Source organism: Streptomyces sp. NPDC006296 (genome assembly GCF_040613235.1).
Lineage (GTDB): Bacteria > Actinomycetota > Actinomycetes > Streptomycetales > Streptomycetaceae > Streptomyces.
Genome location: NZ_JBEXRT010000029.1, coordinates 20,160 through 45,805 on the forward strand (window position 1 = coordinate 20,160; position 25,646 = coordinate 45,805).

Consider the following 25,646-nt stretch of genomic DNA (forward strand, 5'->3'; position numbering starts at 1 on the left):
GGGCCGGTGCGGCGCCACGCGGGCGGCAGCCGCGGCGTGCCGCTACTGCCCCTTCGACGCCGCCTCGGCCATCCTCGCCGTGGTGCTGGCACCGTCGAGCGCCTCGCGGATGATGTCGGCGTGGCCGCTGTGGTGGGCGATCTCCCGGAAGATGTGCCACAGGACGCGGCGGACGGTCCAGACGACGGGCTCCGGGGGCGACCACGGGTAGGTGGGGAGCGTGATCTCCCGGTCGAGGTCGGCCTCCTCGCGCACCGTGCGGTCGAACGCGGCCGCTGCCGCGTGGAACGCCTCCAGCAGCCCGGGCACCGTCTCGGTGTCGGTCATCCGGTTGCCGTCGGGGTCGAGGTCCGCCCAGCCGACCTCGGCGGGGGCGGTGCCGTCGACGACGTCGAGCCACATGCGCTGCACGAGCCCGAGGTGCTTCAGGAGACCGCCGAGGGTCAGCTCGCTGACCGTCGTCCGGGCGCGGGCCCCCGCGTCGTCGAGTCCGGCGAGCGTGTAGAGGAAGTTGGTGCGCTGATCGTCCACGAGGGCGAGCAGGTCGTCGCGTTCCGGCATGGGCTCCTCCGTGGTCGGCCGTCACGATCACCCTAGAGTCGGACGCCCTCCCGCGCAGCGGAACGGACGGGTCCCCGGGCGCGCGGGGCTCAGCGCTTCCGCGTGCCCCGTGTCTGGCTGCGCACCGCGCCGATGCTCGCCCCGATGACCAGGGCGATGGCGAGGGCGTCGGTCGTGGAGAGCGCCTGGTCGAGGATGAGGAAGCCGGCCGTGGCCGCGATGGCCGGTTCGAGACTCATCAGGACGGCGAAGGTGGGTGCGGGCAGCCGGCGCAGGGCCATGAGTTCGAGGGTGTACGGCAGGACCGAGCTCAGCAGTGCCACGGCGATGCCCAGGCCCAGCGTGGAGGGGACCACGAGCTTCGCGCCGGACTCCATGATGCCGAGGGGCAGCGAGAGGCAGGCCGCCACCACCATGGCCAGGGCCAGTCCGTCCGCCTGCGGGAAGCGGCGCCCGGTGCGGGCGCTGAAGAGGATGTACAGCGCCCACATGACGCCCGCGCCGAGCGCGTACGCCACCCCGACGGGGTCCAGGCGGTCGAAGCCTCCGCCGCTGAGCAGGAAGACACCGCAGAGGGCGAGCGCCGCCCAGACGAGGCTGACGAGGCGGCGGGAGGCGACGACGGACAGGACCAGCGGCCCCAGCACCTCCAGGGTGACGGCGGCGCCCAGCGGAATGCGGTCGGCGGCCTGGTAGAAGAGCGTGTTCATCGCGCCCATCGCGACACCGAAGGCCAGCACGGTGCCCCAGTCGGCCCGCGTGTGCCCGCGGAGCCTCGGCCGGCAGACGACCAGCATCACCAGCGCGGCGGCGGCGAGGCGCAGGGTGACGACGCCGAGCGCCCCCGCCTTCGGCATCAGCAGGACGGCGACCGCGGCACCGAACTGGACGGAGAGACCGCCCGCGACCACCAGCGCGACCGGCCCCAGCGCGGCCCCGCGGCGAGCCGGGGCGCTGCCCGGCCCGTCGAGCGCGGACACCGCCTCGGGGACGGCGACGGCAGCGGCCGACTCTGCGACAGCGCGGGGGTCGTTCACCGGAGTCCTTCCCTGGCGTTAGGTTCACTATGGAGCACTAAGACGTACACGATACTGCACTCGCGGCGGAGCGCTCGCGTCCTCACGGTAGAGACCTGCGCGCCTCCCGTGAAATGCCGATTGCGCTCCCGTTATGCTCCGGACGCATGAGCACTGGACAGCGCACCGGGAACACCGCCCGCGGTATCGAGGTCCGGCATCTGCGGGCGTTCCTCGCCGTCGCGGACGAGGGCAGCGTCACGCGCGCCGCCGCACGCCTGCGGGTCACCCAGCCCGTCGTCTCGCGCACCCTCGCCGCCCTGGAGGAGCGGCTGGGGGTCCGGCTCGTCGACCGCTCCACCCACCACCTCGCGCTGACCCCGGAGGGCGTCGCCTTCCGGGACAGGGCCGCCGCGGCGGTCGCCGCCTTCGACGAGGCCCTCGATCCCGGCCGGCCGGGCGCCCGGCCGCTGCGTCTGGGGCATGCCTGGTCCGCGTTCGGCCCGTACACCACTCCGCTGCTGCGGACCTGGCAGCGGCGGTACCCGGAGACCCCGCTCGAACTGCTGCGCATCGACGACCGCACGGCCGGTCTGACCCGCGGCGAGGTGGACGCGGCGGTGCTCCGCGGCCCGGTGAGCGCCCCGGGCCTGGTCACCGAGGTGCTGTTCACCGAGGCGCGGGTGGCGGCGGTGGCCGCCGACGGGCCGCTCGCCGCCCGCGGTTCCCTGTCGCTGGCGGACCTGGCCGGCGGCACCGTGGTCCTGAACACCGTCTCGGGCGCCACCACGCTGGATCTGTGGCCGCCGCACGCACGGCCCGCGACCGCGCTCGCCGTCGCCAACACCGACGACTGGCTCACCGCCGTCGCGGCCGGGCAGGGCAGCGGGGTCTCGGGGAACTCGACCGCCCAGATGCATCCGCACGCCGGGGTCGCCTACGTGCCGCTGGACGACGCCCCCGCCCTGCCCGTGCTGCTGGCCCGCCGGGAGGGACCCGGCCACCCGGCGCTGCCCCGGCTGGCAGAGCTCGCCCGGGAGATCGTGGACCGCGAACGGCGGACGCGGTGAGCGCGGCCCTCGCGTGCGGCCCCGGCGCGCGCGCCGCGGTGGGCTCCCGTGCCCCGGCGGGCCCGCGCCCCTAGCCGTCCAGTCCTTCCGCCAGCACCTCGGCGAGGTGCCGGGCCCGCCGCCCCGCCAGCTGGTCCAGCTGGGTGCGGCAGGAGAAGCCGTCGGCCAGCAGCTCCGTGCCGGGGCCCGCCTGACGCACGGCCGGGAGCAGCTGGTCCTCGGCGCAGGCCACCGAGACGTCCCAGTGGCCCTTCTCGAAGCCGAAGTTGCCCGCCAGGCCGCAGCAGCCGCCGCTCAGTTCACCGGTCAGGCCGGCCCTCTCGCGGAGCCGCCGTTCGGCCGCGTCGCCGAGCACCGCGTGCTGGTGGCAGTGGGTCTGGCCCGCGACGCGGCGGTCCAGCCGGGGCGGGGTCCAGTCGGGGGCGTACTCCTCCAGGTACTGGGCCAGGGTGCGCACGGAGGCGGCGAGCCGGGCCGCGCGCGGGTCGTCGGGGAGGAGTTCGGGCAGGTCCGTGCGCAGGGTGGCGGCGCAGCTCGGTTCCAGGACGACGACCGGGCCGCCGCGGTCCGGGCCCATCCGGTCCAGGGTGCGGCGCATGACGGCCCGGGCCGCGTCGAGCCGGCCGGTCGAGACCTGGGTGAGGCCGCAGCAGACGTGCCGGCGGGGCAGCACCGGTGTCCGTCCCGCCGATTCCAGGACCCGCACGGCCGCGCGGCCGGCCTCCGGGGAGAAGTGGTCGGTGAAGGTGTCGGGCCAGAGGATCACCGTCTCCCCCGCCGCCGGTGCCCGGCGGGCGCGGACCCAGGACCGGAACGTCCGCCGGGCCGGCACCGGGAGCGGGAGCGGGCGGCGCGGATCGATGCCGCCGAGCCGCCGCGCGAGGGCGGCGAGCGGCCCGATCCGTGCCAGCGCGTTGAGCACACCCGCCACGGGGGCCGTGAGGCGCAGCAGGCGCGGCAGGCCGCCCATCGCGTAGTGGGAGACCGGACGCAGCCGGTTCCGGTAGTGCTGCTGGAGGAACTCGGCCTTGTACGTGGCCATGTCGACCCCGACCGGGCAGTCGGTGCGGCAGCCCTTGCAGGACAGGCACAGGTCGAGCGCGTCGCGCACCTCCGTGGACCGCCAGCCGTCGGTGATCACCTCGCCGGCCAGCATCTCGTGGAGCAGCCGGGCGCGGCCCCGGGTGGAGTGGGCCTCCTCGCCGGTCGCCCGGAAGGAGGGGCACATGACGTCCGGTCCCGGCGCCGCCGTACGGCACTTGGCGACTCCGACGCAGCGGCGCACGGCGGCCGCGAAGTCACCGCCGTCGTGCGGGTATCCGAAGGCCACGTCCACCGGGCGCCGGGGCAGCACCGCGAAGCGGAGGTTCTCGTCGAGGCGGGCGGGGCGGGCGAGGATGCCGGGGTTCAGTCCGCCGTCGGGGTCCCAGAGGTCCTTGAAGCCGGTGAACAGGCGCACCAGGTCGTCGCCGTACATCCGGGGCAGCAGTTCGGCCCTGGCCTGCCCGTCGCCGTGTTCGCCGCTCAGGGATCCGCCGTGCGCGACGACGAGGGCGGCCTGGTCCTCGGAGAAGCGTCGGAAGCGGGCCACACCGGGTGCGGTCAGCAGGTCGAAGTCGATGCGCACATGGATGCAGCCGTCGCCGAAGTGCCCGTACGGGGTGCCGCGCAGGCCGTGTCCGGCGAGCAGTGCCCGGAAGTCGCGCAGGTAGGCGCCGAGCCGGGCGGGCGGTACGGCGCAGTCCTCCCAGCCGGGCCAGGCCTCGGTGCCGTCCGGCATCCGGGTCGCGGTCCCCGCGGCGTCCTCGCGGACGCGCCACAGGGTGCGCATCCCGGCGGGGTCGGTGACGACGGTGCCGTCCAGGGCGTCGGCCGCGCGCAGCACGCGCGTCGCACGGTCGCGGGCCTCGGCGGGGGTGGCGCCGCCCGTCTCCACGAACAGCCAGGCGGCCCCGCGCGGCAGGCCGGCCGGTTCGCGCACCAGGTCGGCGGCCATGCCCTCGACGGTCAGCGGGCCGTACGGGAGGAGGCCGGGGGCGGCTTCGGCGGCTGCCGCCTCGTCGGTGTAGCCGAGGACGGCGAGCGCCCGGGCGCGGGGTGTCTCGACGAGGCGGACGGTCGCCTCGGTGACCACGGCGAGCGTCCCCTCGCTGCCGCAGAGGGCGCGGGCGTGGTCGGGGCCGTTCTCGGGGAGCAGCGCGTCCAGGGCGTATCCGGAGATGCGGCGCGGGAGTTCGGGGAAGCCGGTGCGCAGCAGGGCGAGGTGGCCGGCGGCGAAACCGTGCACGCCGGGCGGCGCGTCGGGCCGTCCGCGCCCGACGTGCAGGGCCTCGCCGCCGCCGTAGCGGAGGACGCGCAGGCTGCGGAGGTTGTCGGCGGTGGTGCCCCAGGCGACGGAGTGGGAGCCGCAGGAGTTGTTGCCGATCATGCCGCCGAGGGTGCAGCGGCTGTGGGTGGACGGGTCGGGGCCGAACGTCAGCCCGTGCGGGGCGGCGGCGGCGCGCAGGTCGTCCAGGACGACGCCGGGCTCGACGACGGCGGTACGGGACCCGGGGTCCAGCTCGACGACGCGCCGCATGTGGCGGGTGAAGTCCAGGACGACGCCGGTACCGGTGGCCTGACCGGCGATGGAGGTGCCGGCACCGCGGGGCACGACGGGGGTGGCGTGCTCCCGGCAGATCCGGAGCGTCTCCGCGACGTCGGCCGCGTCGCGGGGGGCCACGACCGCCTGCGGGACGCGGCGGTAGTTGGACGCGTCCATGGTCGTCAGCGCCCGCGCGGTCGCGTCGGACCGCACGTCACCGCGGACGGCCTGGGACAGGGCTCGGACGAGATCGGTGGCGGACATGGCCCCAGCATGCCGGTCCCGGAGGCGGAGAGGGCCCCGGAACGCCGGGCGGACCCGGTGCGAACGCCGTGGCGGGTGCCGGTGCGGACCGGGCCGGCCTCCGGGCGACGTGACGGCCCCGGACCGGACCGGCACGGGAGAAACGCCGGAACCAGCGAACAGGCCCGGACCGGACCGACACCGGAGACGGCCGGAACCAGCGAACCGCCCCCGGACCGGACCGGCACCACGAGGGTGGCCCCGGACCGGCCCCGGCCTCCGGGCGACGTCACGGACCCGGACCGGACCGGCGCCACACGGTGGCCCCGGACCGGCCCCCGTACGGGCTACTTCGCGCAGACCGCCTTGTCGGCCTCCACGCGCTGGATCTCGTCGGGTGCCTTCTCCGGGGCGGAGAGCGGGCTGCCCGCCTCGGTGAAGTCCGGTCCCAGGGTCAGCACCATGGGCTCCATGTCGCCCGCGTCCGTGGTCGTCGGCTTGAGGGCCGAGGCGGACATGCCCATCAGGTCGGCCAGCCGGCGGGCCTGGTCGGCCTGGTTGGGGGCGTAGACGAGCTGGGTCTTCTTCACGTTCTCCGGCGCGTTGGCCTGGTTCGTGGACTTCAGCACGCCCTCTTCGTTCTGCAGCCAGTCCAGGGCGTTCTGCGCGGAGCCTGCGGGGGCGCCGCCGTTGAAGACGTCGACCCGCACGTCCGCGGCGGCGGCCATCTCGCCCTTCAGCTTCGCGGCCTCCGCGGCCTTCTCCGCGGCCTTCTCCTTCTTCTTCACCGCGGTGAAGGAGACGTCCTCGCGCATCATCGAGAAGACCTGCGGCGCCTTGGACTTGTCGAGGATGACGGTGGCCTTGTCGTCCGGGTTGTCCAGCACGGGGACCGTCGTGAAGGTGATGTTCTTCGGGTCGACCGAGGCCAGCTCCATGCCGAGCTTGCGGAGCTGGTTGATGTCGGCGATCTTGTCGTCGACGGTGAGGGCGTTGGTCGCCGCCTCCGCGAGCGACAGCATCTTGCTGGGGCTGGTCAGCGTGTCGTTGGACTTCAGCTTGCGCATCAGGGAGGCCAGGAACTGCTGCTGGATCTCGATGCGGCTCAGGTCGCTGCCGAATCCGACGGAGTGCCGGGTGCGCAGGAAGGACAGGGCCTGCTCGCCCTCGATGGTGTGCTCCCCCTGGGAGAGCTTGAGGTGGGAGTCCTTGTCGTCGATGTCCTTGGCGAGGCAGACGTCCACGCCTCCCACGGCGGTCGTCAGGGACTTGACCGCGTTGAAGTCGGCCACCATGAAGTGGTCGACCTTCATCCCGGTGAGCTCGGTGACCGTCCGCATGGTGCAGCTGGGGGTGCGGTCGGACTGCCCGAGGCTGGCGTTGAAGCGCCCGCCGGTCGTCCCCGGGATGTCCTTCGTCTCGCCGTTCTCCAGACGCGTCGGGCAGTCCGGGACATCCGTTATCAGGTCGCGCGGGATGCTCAGGGCGGTCGCGTTCGTACGGTCCTTGGAGACGTGGAAGAGGATGTTGGTGTCGGCGTGTCCGACGCTGCCCGCGTCGCCGTAGCCCTCGTTGCCCTCACCGGTGCGCTTGTCGGTCCCGATCACCAGGACGTTGATCGCGCGGTCCTTGCTGAAACCGCCGGTACCGGCGCCGTCGGTGGAGATGGCGGTGATGTTGCCGTTGAAGTGCTCGTACAGGAAGTAGCCCGTGGTGCCGACGCCCACCAGCAGGAAGGCGAGCACACCGCCGGTCCACACCAGGGCCTTCTTCTTGCCCGACTTCCGGGGCTTGGCCTTGCGGCGCCCGGCGGCCGGCGCGGCGGCGCGGCTTCCCGGCCGGCGCGCCTCGTCCCGGTCGCCGCGGCCGGCGGCCCGGCGGCCGCTCCGCTGTCCGGGCACGGAGGCGCGGTCGGCGGACGGCTGGGCCTGCGCCTGTGGCTTGGACCGCCGGCGCTGTCCGGGGGCTCTGGTGTCGGTCGCACCGACGGATGCGGATGATCGCCCTGAGGAGGGGGTCAGTCGCAGTTCGTAATCACCGGTGTCGGGGTTGAGTACCCACTGGTCTGCGGGGTCGATTCCCTCGTCCCGCCCACGGCCTTGCGCGTCCACGGTTGCCTGCGTCCTCCGTCGGGGCCACGCGGCGCCTCCCCCTTCAAGGCGCGCGGTGTGTCTTACGGCGGTGCCGGCCTCGAAGGCCGACTGCACCGGAGCGCTCACATTAGCTGGCCACCGGCCTGCAAGCGACGATCGTGACAAATCAAGCACCACACAAAGGACATAACTTTACATTTGCCGCCACCGACCCTCGCAAATCGCCCGCGAATCCGGGCCCCGGGACGCGCGCGACCTCGATCGAGTCACTTCACGCGAGATTTCAAACAGAAGTAGCCACAAGGAATCCCCAAACAAGACGCCAATTCTCCTATAGTTGCCGTGGCTTGATCAGGATCAATCGGGTCCAGTTGTGGGTCTTTCACCGTCACCACACCGGAATGTCCCGGTTGTTCCTCTGGTCTCACCAGCCCTTCCCTCCGCACCGTCCGCCCCGAGGACTCCGATTGCGCTCTTCAATCCGGCCGACCGCACTCGCCCTGCTGATCTCGGCAGCCGTCACCGGTGCCCTGTGCCTGTGGGCGGTCACCGCCGCACCCGCCTCGGTACGGACTCCGCTCATCTGGGGGGCGGGGGGTGCCGCGGTGGTCGTGTGCGTCGCGGTGGCCGTCGCCGTCCACACCCTCGCCACCGCCCGCCGGCTGCGCGCCCTGCGGGCCGCCGACTCCGAGCGCTTCACCGCCGAGACCTCCCGCCTCGTCTCGGCCTCCGCCGCCGAGGCGCAGCGCTTCACCGCGGAGACCGCCCGCTTCAGAGCGGCGGCGTCCGCCGAGGCGGCCCGGGTGACCGCGGAGGCCGACGACCGGGTCGCCCGGGTCACCGTCGAGGCCGCCGAGCAGCACGAGCGCCTCACCGCGGAGACGGTCCGGCTGACCGCCCGCGCCCGGCGGGCCGAGAACGAGCGCGCCGCGGCCGTCGCCGCCTGCGCCAACGCGGCCGGCCGGATGCAGGCCCTGTCCACCGGCATGCTGGCCGACCTGCGGGAGATGGAGCACCGGCACACCGCCGAGGACGTCCTCGGGGACCTCCTGCACCTGGACCACCGCACGGCCCAGGGCGGCCGGCTCGCCGACTCCATCGCCGTGCTGACCGGGGCGCGCTCCGGACGCCGCTGGTCCAAGCCGATCGTGATGGAGTCGATCCTGCGCGGAGCGATGGGCCGGATCGGCGGCTACCAGCGCATCCGGCTGCACTCGACCAGCGACGTGGCGATCGCGGGGCACGCCGCCGAGGGCGTCATGCACGCCCTGGCGGAACTCCTCGACAACGCCGCCAACTTCTCGCCGCCCACCGCCGAGGTGCACGTGTACGTCGAGGAGGTCCCGGCGGGCATCGTGGTCACCGTCGAGGACAGCGGCCTCGTGATGAGCGAGGTGCAGCTGCGCCGCGCCGAGCGGGCCGTGTCCGCCGAGAACGAGGGGCTGACCGGTGTCTCCGGCACCCGGCTCGGTCTCGCCGTCGTCGGCCGGCTGGCCAGGAAGCACGGCCTCACCGTCTCCTTCCGGCCCTCGGCGCGCGGCGGCACCGGCGCCCTGATGATGCTGCCGCAGGAGCTCATCTCCCGTACGCCCGCCCCGTCCCCGGAGCCCGCCGCGCGGCGCCCCGAGCCCGAGCCGGACCACACCACGCCGGGCACGGCCGCGGCGCACGCACGACCCGCGGCGGCGGACGCCCGCCCCGCGCCCCGCGCGGACGCCGGTTCCCGGCCGGACGCCCCCTCCGCGAAGCCGGAGTCGGCGGCGGCGTCGGCCTCGGAGTCGGCGTCCGAGTCCACCGGCAGCGTCCCGCAGTTCGGCGAGAGCGGTCTGCCCAAGCGGCGCCGCGGCCGTACCCTGGCCGCCGCCGAAGCCCGTACCGGCAAGGACGCGTCCGACGAAGCCGAGTCCCCCCGGCCCCGTTCCACCGACCCGAAGGTCCAGGCCGCCCGCTTCAGCACCTTCAGCCAGGCGGTACGAGCCAATTCCCCGCACCCGGAAGGCAACACTCGATGAGCGCGACCACCGACGAGAAGCTGAACTGGCTGCTGGAGGGGCTGCTCGACCGCACGCCCGGTGCCCGGCACGCCCTTGTCCTGTCCCGGGACGGTCTGAAGCTGTGCCGCACCCCCGAACTGACCGTCGACCAGGCCGACCAGCTGGCGGCGATCGCCGCGGGCATCCAGAGCCTGTCGCACGGCGCGTCCATCGAGTTCGGTGACGGCAGCGGCGGCGTACGGTCCGCGATGACCGAGTTCTACGGCGGTGTGCTGTTCATCGTGGAGGCGGGGGCGGGCGCCCACCTCGCGGTCGTGGCGGCGGAGGACTCCGACGTCGGCCTGGTCGGTCACAACATGAGCGAACTCGTCGAGCAGCTGGGCGAGTACCTCGTCGCCCCGCCGCGCGGCACGGCGGCCCCGGCCACGGAATCCGCGGACGCATGACGTCCGTACCGCGCCCCCGGCCCGGACGCGACGACGACCCGGACCGGCTGTACACCCTCACGGGGGGCCGCAGCCGGTCCGGTTCGGCGGCGTTCGACCTGGTGACCCTCGTCGTCGCCGAGTGCGACCCGAACCCCGGGATGCAGTCGGAGCACGTCGCGATCCTGCGGATGTGCGACAGCCCCACCGCGGTCGTCGAGATCTCGGCCACGCTGAACCTGCCGGTCGGCATCGTCCGCATCATGCTGTGCGACCTGCTCGACACCGGCCGGATCAGCGCCCGTCACCCCCGTACTGCACGTGTCGCGGACCGGCTCCCCGACACCGACACCCTGGAACAGGTGCTCGTTGGACTCCGCAACCTCTGACCGTGCCGCCCTGCAGGCCACGGCCGACAACGGACTGAAGATCGTCGTCGTCGGCGGCTTCGGGGTCGGCAAGACCACCATGGTCCGATCCGTGAGCGAGATACGCCCGCTCAACACGGAGGAGACCATGACCCGCGCGGGCGAGGCCGTCGACGACCTCGACGGCGTGCACTCCAAGACGTCCACCACGGTCGCCTTCGACTTCGGCCGCATCACCCTCGACGCGCGCTCGGTCCTCTACCTCTTCGGCGCGCCCGGGCAGGAGCGCTTCTGGTTCCTGTGGGACCGCCTGTTCTCCGGCACGCTGGGCGCCGTCGTCCTCGTCGACACCCGGCGGCTCGCCGACTCCTGGTACGCGATCGACCGCCTGGAGCACCACGGCACGCCGTTCATCGTCGCGTGCAACGACTTCGGCGGCCCGCTCCACACGGAGCAGCAGATCCGCGAGGCCCTCGACCTGTCCCCCGACGTCCCGCTCGTGGAGTGCGACGCCCGGGACCGCTCGTCCAGCAAGTACGTCCTGATCACGCTGGTCGAGCACCTTCACGCCCTCTCCGTCGCCCGGCAGAAGGGCGCGGACGCCGCCCTGGCGGACAGCTCCGCGCCGGCGGCCGCGAAGACCCCGGAGCCCACACCGTGACCCAGTGCCCCGTGCCCCACGGTTCCGTCCCGCTGTCCGGACCGCGATTCCAGGACGATCCCCTGCGGCTGTACCGGGACATGCGCCGCGACCACGGCGCGGTGGCCCCCGTCGTGCTCGACGGGGGCGTGCCCGCCTGGCTGATCGTCGGCTACCGCGAGCTGCACCAGGTGACCAGCGACCCCGTGCTCTACAGCCGGGACTCGGAGCTGTGGAACCAGTGGGACAACATCCCCGAGGACTGGCCGCTGCGGCCGATGATCGGCAGGAAACAGGCGTCGATCCTCTACACCGTCGGTGAACGGCACACCGTCCGCGCGGCGATGATCAGCAACGCGCTGGAGGCCGTCGACCCGTTCCTGCTGAAGGGGTACGCGGAGGAGTTCGCGGACAGCCTCATCGACGAGTTCTGCGCGGCCGGACGGACCGACATCATCGCCGCGTACGCGATGCGGCTGCCCGCCCGTGTGCTGGCCAAGCTCTACGGCTTCAGCGACGAGATCGGCGGTCCGCTCGTGGCCGCCCTCAACGACCTGATCAACGGCGGCGAGCGGGCCCTGGAGGGCCAACAGCACCTCGGCGGGGCCATGTACCAGCTGCTGGCCGACAAGCACGCCGAGCCCGGCGACGACGTCGCGACCCGGATGCTGAACGACCCCGGCGGCTTCACCGACGAGGAGGTCGCCGAGGACCTCATGGTCATGATGGCGGCCGGCCACCAGCCCAGCGCGGACTGGATCGGCAACTCGCTGCGGCTGATGCTGACCGACGACCGGTTCGCCGCCTCGCTCTCCGGCGGCCGGCACAGCGTCGCCGAGGCGATGAACGAGGTCCTCTGGGAGGACACCCCGACGCAGAACGTGGCCGGCCGCTGGGCCTCCCGCGACACCCACCTGGGCGGCCGCCACATCCGGGCGGGTGACATGCTGCTCCTCGGCATCGCCGCCGCGAACGGCGACCCGCAGGTGCGCACCGACGGTTCCACCCTGACCGGCGGCAACAACGCCTTCCTCTCCTTCGGCCACGGCGAGCACCGCTGCCCGTTCCCGGCCCAGGAGACCGCCGAGGTCATCTCCCGCACGGGGATCGAGGTGCTCCTGGACCGGCTCCCGGACCTCGACCTCGACGTCCCCGAGGACCGGCTGACCCGGCGCCCGTCCCCCTGGCTGGCCGGACTGACGGACCTGCCGGTGCACTTCACGCCCACTCCCGCACTCGGAGGCCAGAAATGACCCGGATCGCCCTCGATCCCCTCGTCACCGACCTCGACGCCGAGAGCGCCGCGCTGCGCGCCGCCGGCCCGCTGGCCGAGGTGGAGCTCCCCGGCGGGGTGCACTGCTACGCGGTGACGCATCACGCCGAGGCCCGGCAGCTGCTCACCGACAGCCGTGTGGTCAAGGACATCGAGGTCTGGAACGCCTGGCGGCGCGGCGAGATCCCGAGCGACTGGCCGCTGATCGGCCTCGTCAACCCGGGCCGTTCCATGCTGACGGTGGACGGCGCCGACCACCGCCGGCTGCGCGCCCTCGTCGCCCAGGCCCTGACGGTGAAGCGGGTGGAGAGGCTGCGGTCCGGCATCGAGGCCCTGACGAACGCCTCCCTGGACCGGCTCGCGGCGCTGCCCCGGGGCGAGGCGGTGGACCTGAAGGCGGAGTTCGCCTATCCGCTGCCGATGAACGTCATCAGCGAGCTGATGGGCGTGGACGCGGCCGACCACCCCCGGCTGAAGGAGCTGTTCGAGAAGTTCTTCTCGACGCAGACCCCGCCGGAGGAGGTCCCGCAGATGATGGCGGACCTCGGCGTCCTCTTCACGAAGATCGTCGACGCCAAGCGGGCGGCGCCGGGCGACGACCTGACCAGCGCCCTGATCGCGGCGTCCGAGGACGGCGACCACCTCACCGACGAGGAGATCGTCAACACCCTCCAGCTGATCATCGCGGCCGGTCACGAGACCACGATCAGCCTGGTCGTCAATGTCGTCGAGGCGCTCCAGACCCACCCGGAGCAGCGCGGGCGCGTGCTGAGCGGCGAGGTGCCGTGGGAGAACGTGATCGAGGAGACGCTGCGCTGGAACACCCCGACCACGCACGTCCTGATCCGCTTCGCGACCGAGGACATCGAGGTCGGTGACCGGGTGCTGCCGAAGGGCGAGGCGCTGATCGTCTCCTTCGGGGCGCTGGGCCGCGACGAGCGGCAGTACGGCCCGACGGCGGGTGAGTTCGACGTCACCCGCACCCCGAACCGTCATATCGCTTTCGGCCATGGTCCACATGTCTGCCCGGGGGCCGCGCTGTCCCGTCTGGAGGCGGGGATCGCCCTCCCCGCGCTGTACGAGCGCTTCCCCGGTCTGGACCTCGCCGTTCCCGCCTCCGACCTGCGGAACAAGCCGATCGTGACGCAGAACGACCTGCACGCGCTGCCCGTCGATCTGGGCTGATCCGGCACGCGCTCCGGCTCGCCGCGGCGGGGTCGTTTGTTGGCCGGAGCGTGTGTCTCATCCGACGGACGGGGTCCTCGGCCGCCGTCGTGAGGGACTACGCTCCGGACCGTGGCTGACATCGAGATTCCCGCTGACCTCAAGCCCGCCGACGGACGATTCGGCGCCGGGCCCTCCAAGGTGCGGACGGAGGCGGTCGACGCTCTGGCCGCGACCGGCACCTCTCTCCTCGGCACGTCCCACCGCCAGGCTCCCGTGAAGAATCTGGTCGGCGAGGTACGTGCCGGCGTACGCGACCTCTTCTCCCTCCCCGAGGGGTACGAGGTGATCCTGGGCAACGGCGGCTCCACCGCCTTCTGGGACGTCGCGACGCACGGTCTGATCGAGAACAAGTCCCAGCACCTGAACTTCGGCGAGTTCTCGTCCAAGTTCGCGAAGGCCGCCAAGCTCGCCCCGTGGCTGGCCGACCCGACCGTCATCGCCGCGGACCCGGGCACCCACCCGGACCCGCGGGCCGAGGCCGGTGTGGACGTCTACGCCTTCACGCACAACGAGACCTCGACGGGTGTCGCCGCACCGGTCCGGCGCGTCGCGGGGGCCGACGAGGGCTCCCTCGTCCTGGTGGACGCCACCTCCGGTGCGGGCGGCCTGCCGGTCGACATCGCCGAGACCGACGTCTACTACTTCGCCCCGCAGAAGTCCTTCGCCTCCGACGGCGGCCTGTGGATCGGCGTGTTCTCCCCCGCGGCCCTGGAGCGCGCGGCGCGTGTCCACGCCTCCGGCCGGCACGTCCCGGAGTTCTTCTCGCTGCCCACGGCGATCGACAACTCCCTGAAGAACCAGACGTACAACACCCCGGCGCTGGCCACCCTCTTCCTGCTGAACGAGCAGCTGAAGTGGATGAACTCCCAGGGCGGTCTGGACTTCACGACCGGCCGCACGGCCGCCTCCTCGCAGCACCTGTACGGCTGGGCCGAGGAGTCCAAGCACGCCACCCCGTTCGTCACCGACCCGGCGAAGCGCTCGCAGGTCATCGGCACGATCGACTTCGAGGACGGCATCGACGCGGCGGCCGTCGCCAAGGTGCTCCGCGCCAACGGCGTCGTCGACACGGAGCCGTACCGCAAGCTGGGCCGCAACCAGCTGCGTGTGGCGATGTTCCCGGCGATCGACCCGGCGGACGTGCAGGCGCTCACCGCCTGCATCGACTACGTGATCGACAAGCTCTGACGTCCCGGAACGGCCCCGCACACCCGGTGTGCGGGGCCGTTCCGGCGTCACGCGGCCCGGAGCGTTCCTCACCCGCCGCCCCGGACGGCACGGATGACGAGCACCGCCACGTCATCCCGCTGCGAGACGTCCCTCAGCCCGTGGGAAAGCACGTCGAGAAGCAGCGGGAGGGGCTTGCCGCCGTGTTCGGCGAGTACCGCGGCCGTGTCCCCGATACACGCGTCGATGTCGCGGCCGCGGCGCTCGACCAGCCCGTCGGTGTACAGCAGGAGCACACTGCCGCAGGGCAGGTCGTGGAGGTGATCGTGCCGCGCGGGGCCGTTCGGCGCGCCGAGGAGGAGCAGGTCGTGCTCGTCCAGCACCGTGACACGGCCGTCGGGTGCCCGCAGCAGGGGCGGTGGATGGCCGGCGTTGCACCAGGTCAGCCGCCACTGCCGGCCGTCGGGGTCGAGGCGGGCGTGGATCGCGGTGGCTCCGGGGCCCAGGGGCAGCACGTCCAGGGCACGGTCGACCGCGTCCAGCGCGGCGGCGGGTGAGTGCGCGGAGTGGTCGAGGCTGGCCTGACGGAGCATGCTGCGGACCTGGCCCATCACCGTGGCTGCCTGGACGTCGTGTCCGATGATGTCGCCGACGGACAGCATCAGGGCGGGTCGCTTCGTGGCCGGGAGCGGCGGCAGCCAGTACGCGTCGTACCAGTCGCCGCCCACCATGTCCTGGTCGGTGGCCGGGAGGTACAGGGCGGCCATGTCCAGGCCCGGCACGGTCGGCAGGTCGGTCAGCATGGAGGCCTGGAGCTGTTCCGCGGTGCTGAGGCGGTTCGCCACGAACCTGGTGCGCTCGACCGCCTGGCTCACGTACCCGGCTACCGCGGTGAGGACCGCCTCCTCCGTCAGCGCCGGGGCGTGGGGACGGGACCAGCACCACGTCACCACCCCTCGGCCCGCCAGCAGTGGAACACTCAGGGATGACCGGAGTCCCAGCGAGTCGTACTCGGCGACGGCCTCGGGACTGTAACGGGCCGCGAGCACGCCGTGGTCCGGGACCATGACGGTGCGCCGTTCGCGCATGGCCCGGGCGCTGGGGAAGCCGGCGTCCAGGGCCAAGCGGTCGATGGCGGTCTCCGCGGGTCGCACGTCGTCCGGGTCGAGCACACGCCACAGCCCCTGGGCGTCCGTGAGGAGCAGGCTCACGAAGGACGGCTCGGCGGGTCCGCGGAACAGGTTGCGGAGGCGGCGGGTGAGGTCCGTCAGATCACCCGCGTGAGCGAGCTCGACCGAGGCGCGCAGCAGCAGGCCGGCGTGGTCGCGGTCTCTGCGGATCAGTTCGGTGGCGACCCTCATCCGCAGTTCCGCGGAGCAGGCGGCGGTGAGGTCGTCGAGGTCCTGCAGTTCGTCCGCGGTCCACGCCCGGGGCTCGTGGTCGATGGCGCAGAGGGAGCCGAGCACGTGCCCGTCGGCGTCGGTCAGCGGCAGGCCTGCGTAGGCGACCGCCTTGAGGTCGGGGACGGCGAGGCTGGCGCAGGTGAGGGGATGCAGCCGGGTGTCGTCCAGGATCAGAGGCAGTCCGTCGGCGACGACATGCTGACAGAAGGAGTGGCTCAGGGGGGTCTCGCGCCGCGTCGCCCAGGGTTCGGCGAGTCCGATCAGGCCGGGGAGGACCTGCCGGTCGTCCTCCAGGAGCGAGACCATCGAGACCGGGACGCGCAGCAGCCGGGAGACCAGCCTGGCGAACCGGTCCATACCGGGATCTGCCGCCGCTGACAGCCCCGCGAGCCGCAGGGCCTCCAACCTCCCGAGTTCGCCCACCCCGGGGCCTCCGTCGTTCGCCTGGCAGGGAGCCGCAGCACTCTCACACCGCGCCTGGAGCATATCTAGGACAATTATCATCATGCCATGACATATGAATTTACCAAGTGGAACGGGAGACGCCGGACCGGGCCCGTCGCGGATTCCGGCTGGTCGGCCGGCGGTCGGCCAGCCGGAATCCGCGTACCGCGGATGCGGGAAGCCCGGAGCGTGCGTACGGCCGGATCGTTCGTACCGCCGCCTTCTGCCGCATCATGGAACACATGGAGACGATCCATGAGCTGGAGCCGTTCGTGCGGCAGTACACCGTCCTGCTGAGCAGCCGCAGGCCGGACGGCACGTACGCCCGGACCCCCGTGAGCATCGCCGTCGAGGGGGACCACGCCTACGTCCGTACGTTCTCCTCGGCCTGGAAGGTCGACCGGATGCGCAACCACCCGGTGGTGGAGATCGCCCCGTGCACCGTCCGGGGCGCACCGACGGGACCACCCGTGAAGGCCTGGGCCCGGCTGCTGCCGGAGGGCTCGAAGGAGAACACCCACGCCTCCCGCACGATGTCCCGGAAGTACCCGGCGCTCCAGGGGGTGGTCGTGCCGCTCGCCCACCGGCTGAGGCGGGACCGCACGCTCCACTACGAGCTGCGGCCGGTCCTCGACGACGCCTGACGCGGCACACACCGGCCCTCACCGGCGCCTCACGCGGCACGCCGGGCCTCACCGGCGCCTCGCGCCGGGCCTCACCGGGGCGGCCCGTGCGGCGCCCGTCCTACTTTTTGCGGCGGCCGGCGGCGAACAGGGCCAGCAGGACGACCGCACCAGCCACGGCGGCGCCCGTCGCGGTGGTCTTCGCCGAGCCGTCGCCGTCCCCGCCGTCCCCGGACGAGGTCCCGCCCCCGCCGCCCCGGGGGGAGGACTCGCTGCCGCCGCCGCCCTCCACCTCCACGCGCGCCACCTCGCTCCGCTCGCCCTCGGAGCCGAACATCATCGCCGAGCCGTCCGCGGTGTACGTCACCGATTCGGACTGCCGCTGGAGGGGGGCGCTCACGGCGTGGTCGGCGCCGAGCCGGCCGTCCTCGAAGGCGTAGCGCCGGGCGCTGAAGTACGACCGCAGCACGAGCTCCCGGCCGTCCGGGGAGAACGCGCCGTCCGTCACCCACGGCACCTCGCCGACGCGCCGGAAGACGTTGCCGCCGCCGGCCGTCAGCCTCTGCGGGCCCTCGTAGAGACCGCCGCCCTCCTCGTTCTTCGAGGCGATGTAGACCCGCCCGGTCACGGGGTGGACCATCAGCGCCTCGGCGTTCCGCGCCCCGTCCGCGTACGTCACGTCGTACTGCGTCGCCCGCACCGTGGTGTCGGCGAGCCGTTCCGGCTCGGGGAAGCGGTAGATCCAGACGTGGTCCCAGGTCCCGTCGAGGTTGTCCCCGATGTCACCGACGTAGAGGTCGCCGTCGGGCCCGAGCGAGATCGCCTCCACGTCGCGCGGCTCGCCCACGCCCTCCATCGTGACGGTCGCCACGGTCTTCCCGGTCCGGGAGTCGACGGCGTAGACGTACGGTCCGTCGTCGCTGTCGTTGTGGGTCCAGTAGACGCCCGGATGGATCCGGCTGGCGGCGAGGCCGCTGGACTCGGTGATCCGGGGGTCCTCGATCGTGAAGGTGCGGTCCGCTCCGTCGTCCGCGACGGCGGGCGCCGTCCCCGTCAGGAACAGGAGGGCAGCGGCGGCGGAGACGGTCAGCAGCGATCTCATGGGGCAAGTGTCCACTGTCACGTCGCAGGCCGGAGCGGTGATCGGCCATGATGTCGCCATGCGTTTTCTCTTCGTCGGCGACAGCATGACCGTGGGCAGGGCCGGCGACTTCACCTGGCGCTACCGCATGTGGCAGCACCTCGAAGCGACGCTCGGTGAGGACGGATACGCGATCACCGGCCCGCGCAGCGGGTTGTACGACACCGAGGCGGACGCGCCGCTCTCCCAGGAGTACGGCGACGCGGCCTTCCCCGCGTCCGCGCGCCGGCATCTGGCGGGCTGGGGCGAGGGCTGGCTGCACATGGCGCCGGTCATCGCGGACACGGTCAGGGCGGCCCGCGCCGACGTCCTGCTGGTCTCGCTGGGCCTGATAGACCTCGGCTTCTACACGGACAGCGCGCAGACGGCCGCGAACGCACGCGCCTTCCTCACGGCGGCCCGTACCGCGAACCCCCGTGTCCGGCAGGTGCTGCTCCCCGTCATACCGAACGTCCGGGCGGAGTCCGACGCCCCCTTCGCCGCCGAGTGCGACCGCTTCAACGCCCTGCTGGCGCAGGTGGTCCGCGAGCTGGACACCCCCGCGTCCCCGGTGCTGCTGGCGGAGCACCCGGCGGGCTACGACATCCACACGGACACCTACGACGGGACCCACCCCGGCGCGACCGGGGAGCACAAGCTGGCCGGCGCCTTCGCCGACGCCCTGCACCGGGCGTGGGGGGTCGGCGGCCCGTACGCGGGGGCTCTGACGGCGGTCTGACGCACCGCGGACCGGACGGTCACAGCACGCCGCCCGCCTCGTCGTGGAACACCTCCGGCCAGTACCGGTAGTCGTCGGGTCCGGTGGCGGGGAGGCAGGCGACGGGGTCGACCGCGGCCAGCACGGTGATCATCGTGTCGGCGACCTGGTGGTAGAACTGCCCCAGCTCACCCGAGAGTGCGTGCTGCTTCTCCAGCCGCCGCTGCCTGCTGTGCATCCAGACCGTGAACGCCAGGGTGGAGACGTCGGCGTTGACCGGGGTGACCTTCTCGTCGTCGACGAGGGCGTAGTGCACCCGCCCGGTCCGGCCGTCGACGAGGGCGTCGAAATCGTGCATCAGCCCGCCGATGACCACCAGATGGTCCGAGCCCTCGGGCAGCGGCCCGTCGCTGTGCAGGTGCGCCAGCTCGGGGTCGGCCCGTGTCTCCGCGCGGGCCACGGTCAGGGTCTTCAGGATGTCCTCCGGTTCGTCCAGCCAGAGCATCAGCCCGTGCCGCGGCAGCCCGACCTCGGTCAGGAACCGCCGGGTCGGCTCGTGCTCCAGCACCTCGGGCAGATCCGCCGGTGCGATCCGGACGACCTCCCCCGCACCGAACTCCTCCTCGATGAAGCCCGCCGGCAGATCGAGGTGCAGGCCCCGGCCGGGCGCCGCGGTCAGGACCATGGGCCGGAACAGCGCGGCCGTCATCCAGACCGAGGGCACCTCGCCCTCCGGCTCCACCTCCCGCCAGCCGTCGTCGCCCCAGTCCTCGGCCGTGAAGACCGAGAGCAGGAGGGCCGAGGCCTCGTCGGCCACCGAGGCGCCGGTGCGGCCCTTCAGATGGGCGAACCGGCCCTCCAGGGCGTCGAGTTCCCCGACGGCGGCGAGGAAGCGGGCGAGGGCGTCGAGGGACGGGGCGAGCCGAGAGAGCTCGGCGTACTCGGGGGCGTACATGCGCACGGTGAAGACCCGGCCGGTGTCGCCGTCGACGACGACCGCCTGCGCCTCGCCGCCTTCGTTCAGCAGGTGCCCGACCACCACGGTGCCCGCTATCCGCGGATCGAGCGCGCCGGGGTCGTCCTCCGCGTCGACCAGGTGGACCGCCGTCACCATGGGGGCCCCGGAGAAGCGCATCATCTCGTGCGCGCCCGGCAGCACACCGCCGGCGAGCGCCCGCCGCGTCGCTCCGTGCGTGATGTCCGGATGGATCGAATCCTCCGGTACCGCGATGCCGGTCCCCGTCATGACGCAACCTCAAAGCTTCTCGTCCGTAGTGGTGTTGCCGCTGTCTCCACCGTACGGACGGTCGCTGACATCCGCGCGGGCCGGCCGGGACCGGAACCGGACCGGGGTGCGGCGGCGTTCTCCCGGAGGGGGCGGGGCACCACGCCGGGTGCCCCGGACGGGAGGGCGGGCGGATGACGGGGACGCGGGACGCGAAGGCGGGGGACACCGGCCGGAGGCGGGGCGGTGTGCTCGCCCTGCTCTGCCTGCTGGTCGCCGTGCTGCTGGTCGCCCCCGGGCTGGTCCCCGGCACCCCCGGCCGGGCGGGCAGTCTGCTGGAGACCTTCCTGCCCTGGCTGGGCCTGGCCGTGCCGGTCCTGCTGGTCGCGTCGCTCCTGCGGCGTTCGCGTGGGGCGGTGGCCGCGCTCCTGCTGCCCGTGGTGGCCTGGGGCGCGCTGTTCGGCCCGCGGCTGTTCTCCGCAGGCCCGTCCCCGGACGGGGCGTTGACGGTGGTCCAGCACAACGTCAGCGATGTGAACCCCGATCCGGCGGCCACCGCACGCGCGCTGGCCGGGGCGGGCGCCGGTCTGATCGCCGTCGAGGAGCTGACGGCCGCGGCCCTGCCGGCCTTCGAGGCGGCCCTGTCCGCGGGTTATCCCCATCACGCGACGCGGGGCACCGTCGGACTCTGGTCGAAGCATCCCCTCGGCGCCGTACGCCTGGTGGACCTCAGGCCGCACGACGTCGGCGCGGGCTGGGACCGGGGGCTGCGGGCGACGGCCCGCACCCCGCGCGGCGTGGTCGCGGTGTACGTCGCGCACCTGCCCTCGGTCCGGATCGGCCCGACGACCGGCCTCACCTCCGGGCGCCGGGACGAGAGCGCCGCTCTGCTCGGCGCCGCGCTCGCCGCCGAGCCGCTGGAGCGGGTGATCCTCCTCGGCGACCTCAACAGCACCCTGGACGACCGGGGGCTGGAGCCGGTCACCGCGCTGATGGACGCACCGGACCCGGCTTTCGCGTTCAGCTGGCCGGCCCGGTTCCCGGTGGCCAGGATCGACCAGATACTCGCCCGCTCGGCGCGGGTCACCGGCATCCGGCCGCTGCCCGCCACCGGCAGCGACCATCTGCCGGTGGCGGCGGACATCAGGTTCTGAGCACCGGCCGCTCCGGCCCGCCGTGGGCCGACGCGGGCCGCGCCCGGCTCAGTCGACCATCTCCACGCCGAGCATCGCGAGCCCCAGCTTCGTCAGCTCCTCCGTCACCTCGCCGGGCCGGGCCCTGCGAGGACGGCGGGCGTGGTGCGCCATGAGCTCGTGGACCGTGCCCACCATCACCATCACCACGACCCGGTGGTCCCGCTCCTCCACCTCGCCCCGCACCGCCGCGCGCTCGGCCTCGCCGGTCAGGAAGTCCGTCCACAGGTCACGCCACCGCTTGCAGTGCGCGTCCACCGCCGGACTCACGCCCAGGACCTCGACGAACGTCACCCGCGCCTCGCGCAGGTCCCGGGTCACCGCCGTCACATAGGCGTCGAAGAGCAGCCGGAACCGCTGTTCCAGCGGGCAGTCGTCCATCCCCTCGGAGAGCAGGGCCACTTCGGACGCCCGCAGGCCCGCCGTCGTGATCTGGTTGTGCAGGGCCATCAGCAGGCCCTCGCGGGATCCGAACTCCTCCAGGAACACCTCCTCCGGCACTCCGGCCAGGGCGCACAGGTCCCGTTCGGACGTCTGCGCGTAGCCGTGCACCCCGAAGAGCTCCAGGCCCGCCTCCATGAGCTGCCCACGCGCCCGGACACGCACACCGTCGACCACTCCGGTCAGTTGGTCCACCGGGACATCCACCACGGGTCCTCCTTGGTCTGCCGCCTCCCGGTGCGCAGGACCGCCGCCGGAGCGGGGTGTGCGGGCGGGAGAGCGTCGGGCGCGTCGGGATGGCGCGTGCGCCATTGTCACGGCGGGGCCCGGTGGGCACACCCCGCGCCGCGCCGTCGGACACGCAGTCCGCCAGGACCGGTGACGGCTCGTACTGATGTGCCGGATCCGCCTGCCGGGAGTCCGGCCGGAAGCGGTCGGACAGGGCGCAGGAGACGACGCGGACCGACCGGAACCGGTCAGCCGGACCGCCGGGGTCTCGCCCGCGATCGGCCGACCTGAGCCGGGGAGTCCCGCCCGCGATCGGCCGGCCGGACGCCGCGCCGCTCACCGGCCGAGACCCCGCGCAGCAGCCAGCGGGCGGCGAGCTCCGCGAGCCCCCTGGCCTCCCCGGCCCCGAGGTAGAGCTCCCGCCGCACATGGCGCAGCGACAGCAGGACGCGCTCCCCCTCGGCCGCCTCCGGCCCGAGCGCGGCGGGGCCCCGGCCGCGGGATCGGCCGCAGGACCGGCTTCGGGATCGGCTTCGGAGGGTGGGTGGGGAGCGTTCTTCTCCTGTTCTTCGTCCACCGGTAGGTGACGACCGGCCACCCGGCCGACCGGTCCACCGACCGTCGGTTTCCGGGCACTCGGAGGCGCGTGCGCGAGCCCGTGGCGCAGCGCGGCGGCCTCCTCGGACGTGAGGGGCACATTGGACAGCAGCTGCTCCGTCACCCAGCGCCCGCGCTCGCCCTGCTCGCGCCACTCATGGACGTAACCGTGCGCGACCAGCAGCTCCTTGGACTTCTGATACGCCCGCCCCGTGATCCCGAGCTTCCGCGCCTGCTCGCCGAGCGACAGGCCGGCCGGTCCGTCGGGGAGCCCCTGCACGGCGAGGAGCAGGATCTTCGCGTCGCTGTTCAGCCGCGCATGGCGGACGACGTCGTGCGAAGCCTTCGTGTAGCGCCGGGAGGGCGCGATAGCATGCCGAAGCATCTCGGTGGAGGTCCATCCACTCGTGGGTGAAGGCCCTCGGGTCGGTGTTGGTAGCACCTCCGGGGGCCGCCCCGCGCACCGCATGTGCACGGAACGTGATGATGTGATGACGGTACCGCACCGCATGGGTGCTTTTTCCCCTGTGCCCCGAGGCCCCGCTCACGGACCGGTCCGGCCCGCCAGCACGGCGACCGCCACCTCGTACAGCAGCTCGGCATCCACGAACGGGGCCTCCCCGGTGGGCCGCGAGCACCAGTCAAGCGGCCACGTCCTGCCCCCCAGCGCCGGAATACCGACGAACGCGTCGCAGGGCATCTCCCCGCCTATCAGCCGCGCCCCGATCGGCCACCGGAGGGCGGCGCCGCTCCGCGGCGGCAGCAGGAAGCACATGCTCCCGCCACCGGCCCCCGACCGCACGATCGGGCCCGCCCGGAAGCCGGTGAACTGCATCAGCCCGTACGCCACCTCGTCGCCCGACGCCCCGATGACGCGCACGGCGTCGAACTGGACGCCCACACGCCGGATCGCATGTCCGCTCGCGGGAACCCAGAAGGGCGCCGGGCCCGGTGAACTCCTCTGATCCATGGACCAAGCGTGCCGACGAACACGCAAAGTGACCAGGGTCACAAGGTGACTGTGCACGGTCGTGTACTCCGGAGGCCGACTTGCGCACGTCAGTGAGCCCGGAAGTGGTAACACGGAGAGGCGAGGAGCGCCGACGCACCCCTGACCGGCACCTCCGGCGGGCGGGAACCCGCGGCGCGGCGGGGCGAGAAGACGCCCCACCGTGCGGCGCACCGCCGCCGGACGGGGCCCCTAGGACCGCGCCCGCGAGGGCAGGGTGAGGATCTCGGCTCCGTCCTCGGTGATGGCGACGGTGTGCTCGGTGTGCGCGGTCCGGCAGCCCGTCGCGCTGCGCAGCGTCCAGCCGTCGGCGTCGGTGACGAGGGTGGCGGTGTCGGCCATCACCCAGGGCTCCAGGGCGAGCAGCAGACCCGGGCGCAGGGTGTAACCGCGGCCGGGCCGACCGGCGTTCGGGACGTGCGGGTCCTGGTGCATGGTCGAGCCGATGCCGTGGCCTCCGAACTCGGTGTTGACCGGGTAGCCCGCCTCGCCGAGGACCGTGCCGATGGCGTGCGAGAGGTCGCCGATGCGCGCCCCCGGCTTGGCGGCGGCGATGCCGGCGGCGAGCGCCCGTTCGGTCGTCTCGATCATCGCGACGCTCTCCGCGGGCCGGGCCCGGCCCACCAGGAAGCTGATCGCGGCGTCCGCGGCCACCCCGCCCAGCGAGACGGCCAGATCGAGGGTCAGCAGGTCCCCGTCGGCCAGCTTGTAGTGGTGGGGGCGCCCGTGGAGCACACCGTCGTTGACGGCCGTGCAGATGTAGTGGCCGAAGGGGCCGCGCCCGAAGGAGGGCGCGTAGTCGACGTAGCAGGACTGCGCCCCCGCCTCGACGATCATCTCCTTGGCCCACCGGTCGATGTCCAGCAGGTTCGTCCCGACCACGCTGCGCCGCCGGAGCGTGTCCAGGATGTCTCCGACCAGGGCGCCGCTGCTCCTCGCCCGTTCGAGCCGCGCGGAGTTCAGGATCTCGATCATGGGGCCTCTCCCGTGTTTCCAATAATTATCCCGGTCTAACTATACCGGTATTAGAATGGTCCCCATGGTCAGGTTGCCGCTCACCCCCGCCGAGGTAGAACGCGGACAGCGCCTCGGCGCGCTGCTCCGCCGAGCCCGGGGCTGCCGCTCGATGCTCGACGTGGCCCTCGCCGCGCAGATCTCGCCGGAGACGCTCCGGAAGATCGAGTCCGGCCGGGTGGCCACCCCCGCCTTCCCGACCATCGCGGCGATCGCCGACACCCTGGGCCTGTCCCTCGACACCGTCTGGGCCGAGATCAGCCGGCCGGAGCAGGCCGTGGAGGACCCGGCGGTCCTGCGGGTCGCACCGCAGGCGTCGCTGGCCTCGTAGGCCCGCGCCCGGAGCGGCGCCGCACACCCGGAACGGGCGCGGTGCCCACGGCCACCGCCCGGCCGGCCGGTGGAGCCGGCCGGTCAAGAATCCCGCGATCCGGTGGCGTACGCCGTGCGGACCGGGGAGGCTCGTGGTCATGGTCTCGGTGGTGCAGAACGTGGCGATCGACTGTGCGGATGCCTACGGGCTGGCACGGTTCTGGAGCAGTGTGACCGGCAGCCCGCTGGATCCGGAGGCCGCACCGGGCAGCCCGGAGACCCAGGTGCTGCTGCCGGAGGGCCCGATGCTGTATTTCAACCAGGTGCCCGAGGCCAAGACGGTCAAGAACCGCCTCCATCTGTGCCTGCGCCCGGAGACCTCGCGCGACCAGGAGGTGGAGCGGCTGGTGGGCCTCGGGGCCGCCTTCGTCGCCGACCGCCGGAATCCCGACGGTTCGGGCTGGGCGGTCCTCGCGGATCCCGAGGGCAACGAGTTCTGCGTCCTCCGCAGCGAGTCCGACAGGGCGTCCTGAGCAGGGAGACCGACGGGGCGGCCCGATCGGGGAGTTCGCCCTCCCCGCGTGAGGCGGAGCCGCGAGCCGGCTCACGGCCGCCGTGTCGTGCGGCGAGCCGAACGTCATGATGACGACGGTGCCGA

The 25,646-nt window shown here is 73.2% G+C and carries 23 protein-coding genes; 13 read left to right on the forward strand and 10 right to left on the reverse strand.

Annotated features, from left to right (window positions below; genetic code table 11):
• Positions 1–42: 42 nt before the first annotated feature.
• Both ABZ172_RS20490 and ABZ172_RS20495 read right to left on the reverse strand, forming a co-directional pair.
• The gene (locus tag ABZ172_RS20490; protein ID WP_356885162.1) at positions 43–561 is read right to left on the reverse strand and encodes a DUF664 domain-containing protein; all 519 of its coding nucleotides are present in this window, start codon (positions 559–561) and stop codon (positions 43–45) included.
• 89 nt (positions 562–650) lie between these two features.
• The gene (locus tag ABZ172_RS20495; protein WP_356885163.1) at positions 651–1,598 is read right to left on the reverse strand and encodes an EamA family transporter; all 948 of its coding nucleotides are present in this window, start codon (positions 1,596–1,598) and stop codon (positions 651–653) included.
• 146 nt (positions 1,599–1,744) lie between these two features.
• On the opposite strand from ABZ172_RS20495, the gene ABZ172_RS20500 reads away from it, so the two are divergent.
• Positions 1,745–2,647: a LysR family transcriptional regulator gene (locus ABZ172_RS20500; protein ID WP_356885164.1), complete on the forward strand. Its 903-nt coding sequence runs from the start codon at positions 1,745–1,747 to the stop codon at positions 2,645–2,647.
• 70 nt (positions 2,648–2,717) lie between these two features.
• Here ABZ172_RS20500 and ABZ172_RS20505 read toward each other — a convergent pair whose 3' ends face one another.
• Positions 2,718–5,495 carry an FAD-binding and (Fe-S)-binding domain-containing protein gene (locus ABZ172_RS20505; protein WP_356885165.1) on the reverse strand — a complete coding sequence of 926 codons (2,778 nt, stop codon included), beginning with the start codon at positions 5,493–5,495 and terminating at the stop codon, positions 2,718–2,720.
• A 326-nt stretch (positions 5,496–5,821) separates the two neighbouring features.
• Positions 5,822–7,585 carry an LCP family protein gene (locus ABZ172_RS20510; protein ID WP_356885166.1) on the reverse strand — a complete coding sequence of 588 codons (1,764 nt, stop codon included), beginning with the start codon at positions 7,583–7,585 and terminating at the stop codon, positions 5,822–5,824.
• A gap of 449 nt (positions 7,586–8,034) precedes the next feature.
• On the opposite strand from ABZ172_RS20510, the gene ABZ172_RS20515 reads away from it, so the two are divergent.
• The 7 genes from ABZ172_RS20515 to serC all read left to right on the forward strand — a co-directional run bounded on the left by ABZ172_RS20515 (position 8,035) and on the right by serC (position 14,682).
• Positions 8,035–9,579, forward strand: coding sequence for an ATP-binding protein (locus ABZ172_RS20515; RefSeq protein ID WP_356885167.1), 1,545 nt, complete (start codon positions 8,035–8,037; stop codon positions 9,577–9,579).
• A complete protein-coding gene (locus tag ABZ172_RS20520; RefSeq protein ID WP_356885168.1) occupies positions 9,576–10,007 on the forward strand; it encodes a roadblock/LC7 domain-containing protein in 432 nt (143 codons plus the stop codon). The genes ABZ172_RS20515 and ABZ172_RS20520 overlap by 4 nt, the downstream gene beginning before the upstream one ends.
• Complete coding sequence (locus tag ABZ172_RS20525; protein WP_356885169.1) at positions 10,004–10,375, forward strand: DUF742 domain-containing protein; 372 nt, start codon at positions 10,004–10,006, stop codon at positions 10,373–10,375. The genes ABZ172_RS20520 and ABZ172_RS20525 overlap by 4 nt, the downstream gene beginning before the upstream one ends.
• A complete protein-coding gene (locus tag ABZ172_RS20530; protein WP_356885170.1) occupies positions 10,356–11,015 on the forward strand; it encodes an ATP/GTP-binding protein in 660 nt (219 codons plus the stop codon). The genes ABZ172_RS20525 and ABZ172_RS20530 overlap by 20 nt, the downstream gene beginning before the upstream one ends.
• Positions 11,012–12,247, forward strand: a complete 1,236-nt coding sequence (locus ABZ172_RS20535) for a cytochrome P450 (protein WP_356885171.1) — start codon at positions 11,012–11,014, stop codon at positions 12,245–12,247. The genes ABZ172_RS20530 and ABZ172_RS20535 overlap by 4 nt, the downstream gene beginning before the upstream one ends.
• Positions 12,244–13,452 carry a cytochrome P450 gene (locus ABZ172_RS20540; protein ID WP_356885172.1) on the forward strand — a complete coding sequence of 403 codons (1,209 nt, stop codon included), beginning with the start codon at positions 12,244–12,246 and terminating at the stop codon, positions 13,450–13,452. Before ABZ172_RS20535 ends, ABZ172_RS20540 begins: the two co-directional genes overlap by 4 nt.
• A 111-nt stretch (positions 13,453–13,563) precedes the next feature.
• On the forward strand, positions 13,564–14,682 hold the full coding sequence (gene serC / locus ABZ172_RS20545) for a phosphoserine transaminase (RefSeq protein WP_356885173.1): 1,119 nt from the start codon (positions 13,564–13,566) through the stop codon (positions 14,680–14,682).
• Between the two features lie 68 nt (positions 14,683–14,750).
• Here the strand turns inward: serC and ABZ172_RS20550 are convergent, their stop codons facing one another.
• Positions 14,751–16,487 (reverse strand): SpoIIE family protein phosphatase, encoded by a 1,737-nt coding sequence (locus ABZ172_RS20550; RefSeq protein ID WP_356885174.1) that lies wholly within the window; start codon positions 16,485–16,487, stop codon positions 14,751–14,753.
• A 263-nt stretch (positions 16,488–16,750) separates the two neighbouring features.
• Here ABZ172_RS20550 and ABZ172_RS20555 point away from each other — a divergent pair, with 263 nt between their 5' ends.
• Positions 16,751–17,152, forward strand: coding sequence for a PPOX class F420-dependent oxidoreductase (locus tag ABZ172_RS20555; protein ID WP_356885175.1), 402 nt, complete (start codon positions 16,751–16,753; stop codon positions 17,150–17,152).
• 100 nt (positions 17,153–17,252) lie between these two features.
• Here the strand turns inward: ABZ172_RS20555 and ABZ172_RS20560 are convergent, their stop codons facing one another.
• A complete protein-coding gene (locus ABZ172_RS20560) occupies positions 17,253–18,233 on the reverse strand; it encodes a WD40 repeat domain-containing protein (protein WP_356885176.1) in 981 nt (326 codons plus the stop codon).
• On the opposite strand from ABZ172_RS20560, the gene ABZ172_RS20565 reads away from it, so the two are divergent.
• Positions 18,232–18,990: a GDSL-type esterase/lipase family protein gene (locus tag ABZ172_RS20565; protein WP_356885177.1), complete on the forward strand. Its 759-nt coding sequence runs from the start codon at positions 18,232–18,234 to the stop codon at positions 18,988–18,990. The two genes, ABZ172_RS20560 and ABZ172_RS20565, sit on opposite strands and share 2 nt — an antisense overlap.
• A 19-nt stretch (positions 18,991–19,009) precedes the next feature.
• On the opposite strand, the gene ABZ172_RS20570 is transcribed toward ABZ172_RS20565, so the two are convergent.
• Complete coding sequence (locus ABZ172_RS20570) at positions 19,010–20,215, reverse strand: SUKH-4 family immunity protein (protein WP_356885178.1); 1,206 nt, start codon at positions 20,213–20,215, stop codon at positions 19,010–19,012.
• Between the two features lie 173 nt (positions 20,216–20,388).
• On the opposite strand from ABZ172_RS20570, the gene ABZ172_RS20575 reads away from it, so the two are divergent.
• Complete coding sequence (locus tag ABZ172_RS20575; protein WP_356885179.1) at positions 20,389–21,348, forward strand: endonuclease/exonuclease/phosphatase family protein; 960 nt, start codon at positions 20,389–20,391, stop codon at positions 21,346–21,348.
• Positions 21,349–21,396: 48 nt separating this feature from the next.
• On the opposite strand, the gene ABZ172_RS20580 is transcribed toward ABZ172_RS20575, so the two are convergent.
• From ABZ172_RS20580 to map, 3 genes are all read right to left on the reverse strand, one after another.
• Positions 21,397–22,038 (reverse strand): helix-turn-helix domain-containing protein, encoded by a 642-nt coding sequence (locus ABZ172_RS20580; RefSeq protein ID WP_356885180.1) that lies wholly within the window; start codon positions 22,036–22,038, stop codon positions 21,397–21,399.
• A gap of 1,159 nt (positions 22,039–23,197) precedes the next feature.
• On the reverse strand, positions 23,198–23,554 hold the full coding sequence (locus ABZ172_RS20585) for a hypothetical protein (RefSeq protein WP_356885181.1): 357 nt from the start codon (positions 23,552–23,554) through the stop codon (positions 23,198–23,200).
• 300 nt (positions 23,555–23,854) lie between these two features.
• On the reverse strand, positions 23,855–24,637 hold the full coding sequence (gene map / locus ABZ172_RS20590; RefSeq protein ID WP_356885182.1) for a type I methionyl aminopeptidase: 783 nt from the start codon (positions 24,635–24,637) through the stop codon (positions 23,855–23,857).
• Positions 24,638–24,701: 64 nt separating this feature from the next.
• Here map and ABZ172_RS20595 point away from each other — a divergent pair, with 64 nt between their 5' ends.
• Entirely contained in the window at positions 24,702–25,007 is a 306-nt protein-coding gene (locus tag ABZ172_RS20595) for a helix-turn-helix transcriptional regulator (RefSeq protein ID WP_356885183.1), read from the forward strand.
• A 139-nt stretch (positions 25,008–25,146) separates the two neighbouring features.
• On the forward strand, positions 25,147–25,521 hold the full coding sequence (locus ABZ172_RS20600; RefSeq protein ID WP_356885184.1) for a VOC family protein: 375 nt from the start codon (positions 25,147–25,149) through the stop codon (positions 25,519–25,521).
• The last annotated feature ends 125 nt before the right edge of the window (positions 25,522–25,646 follow it).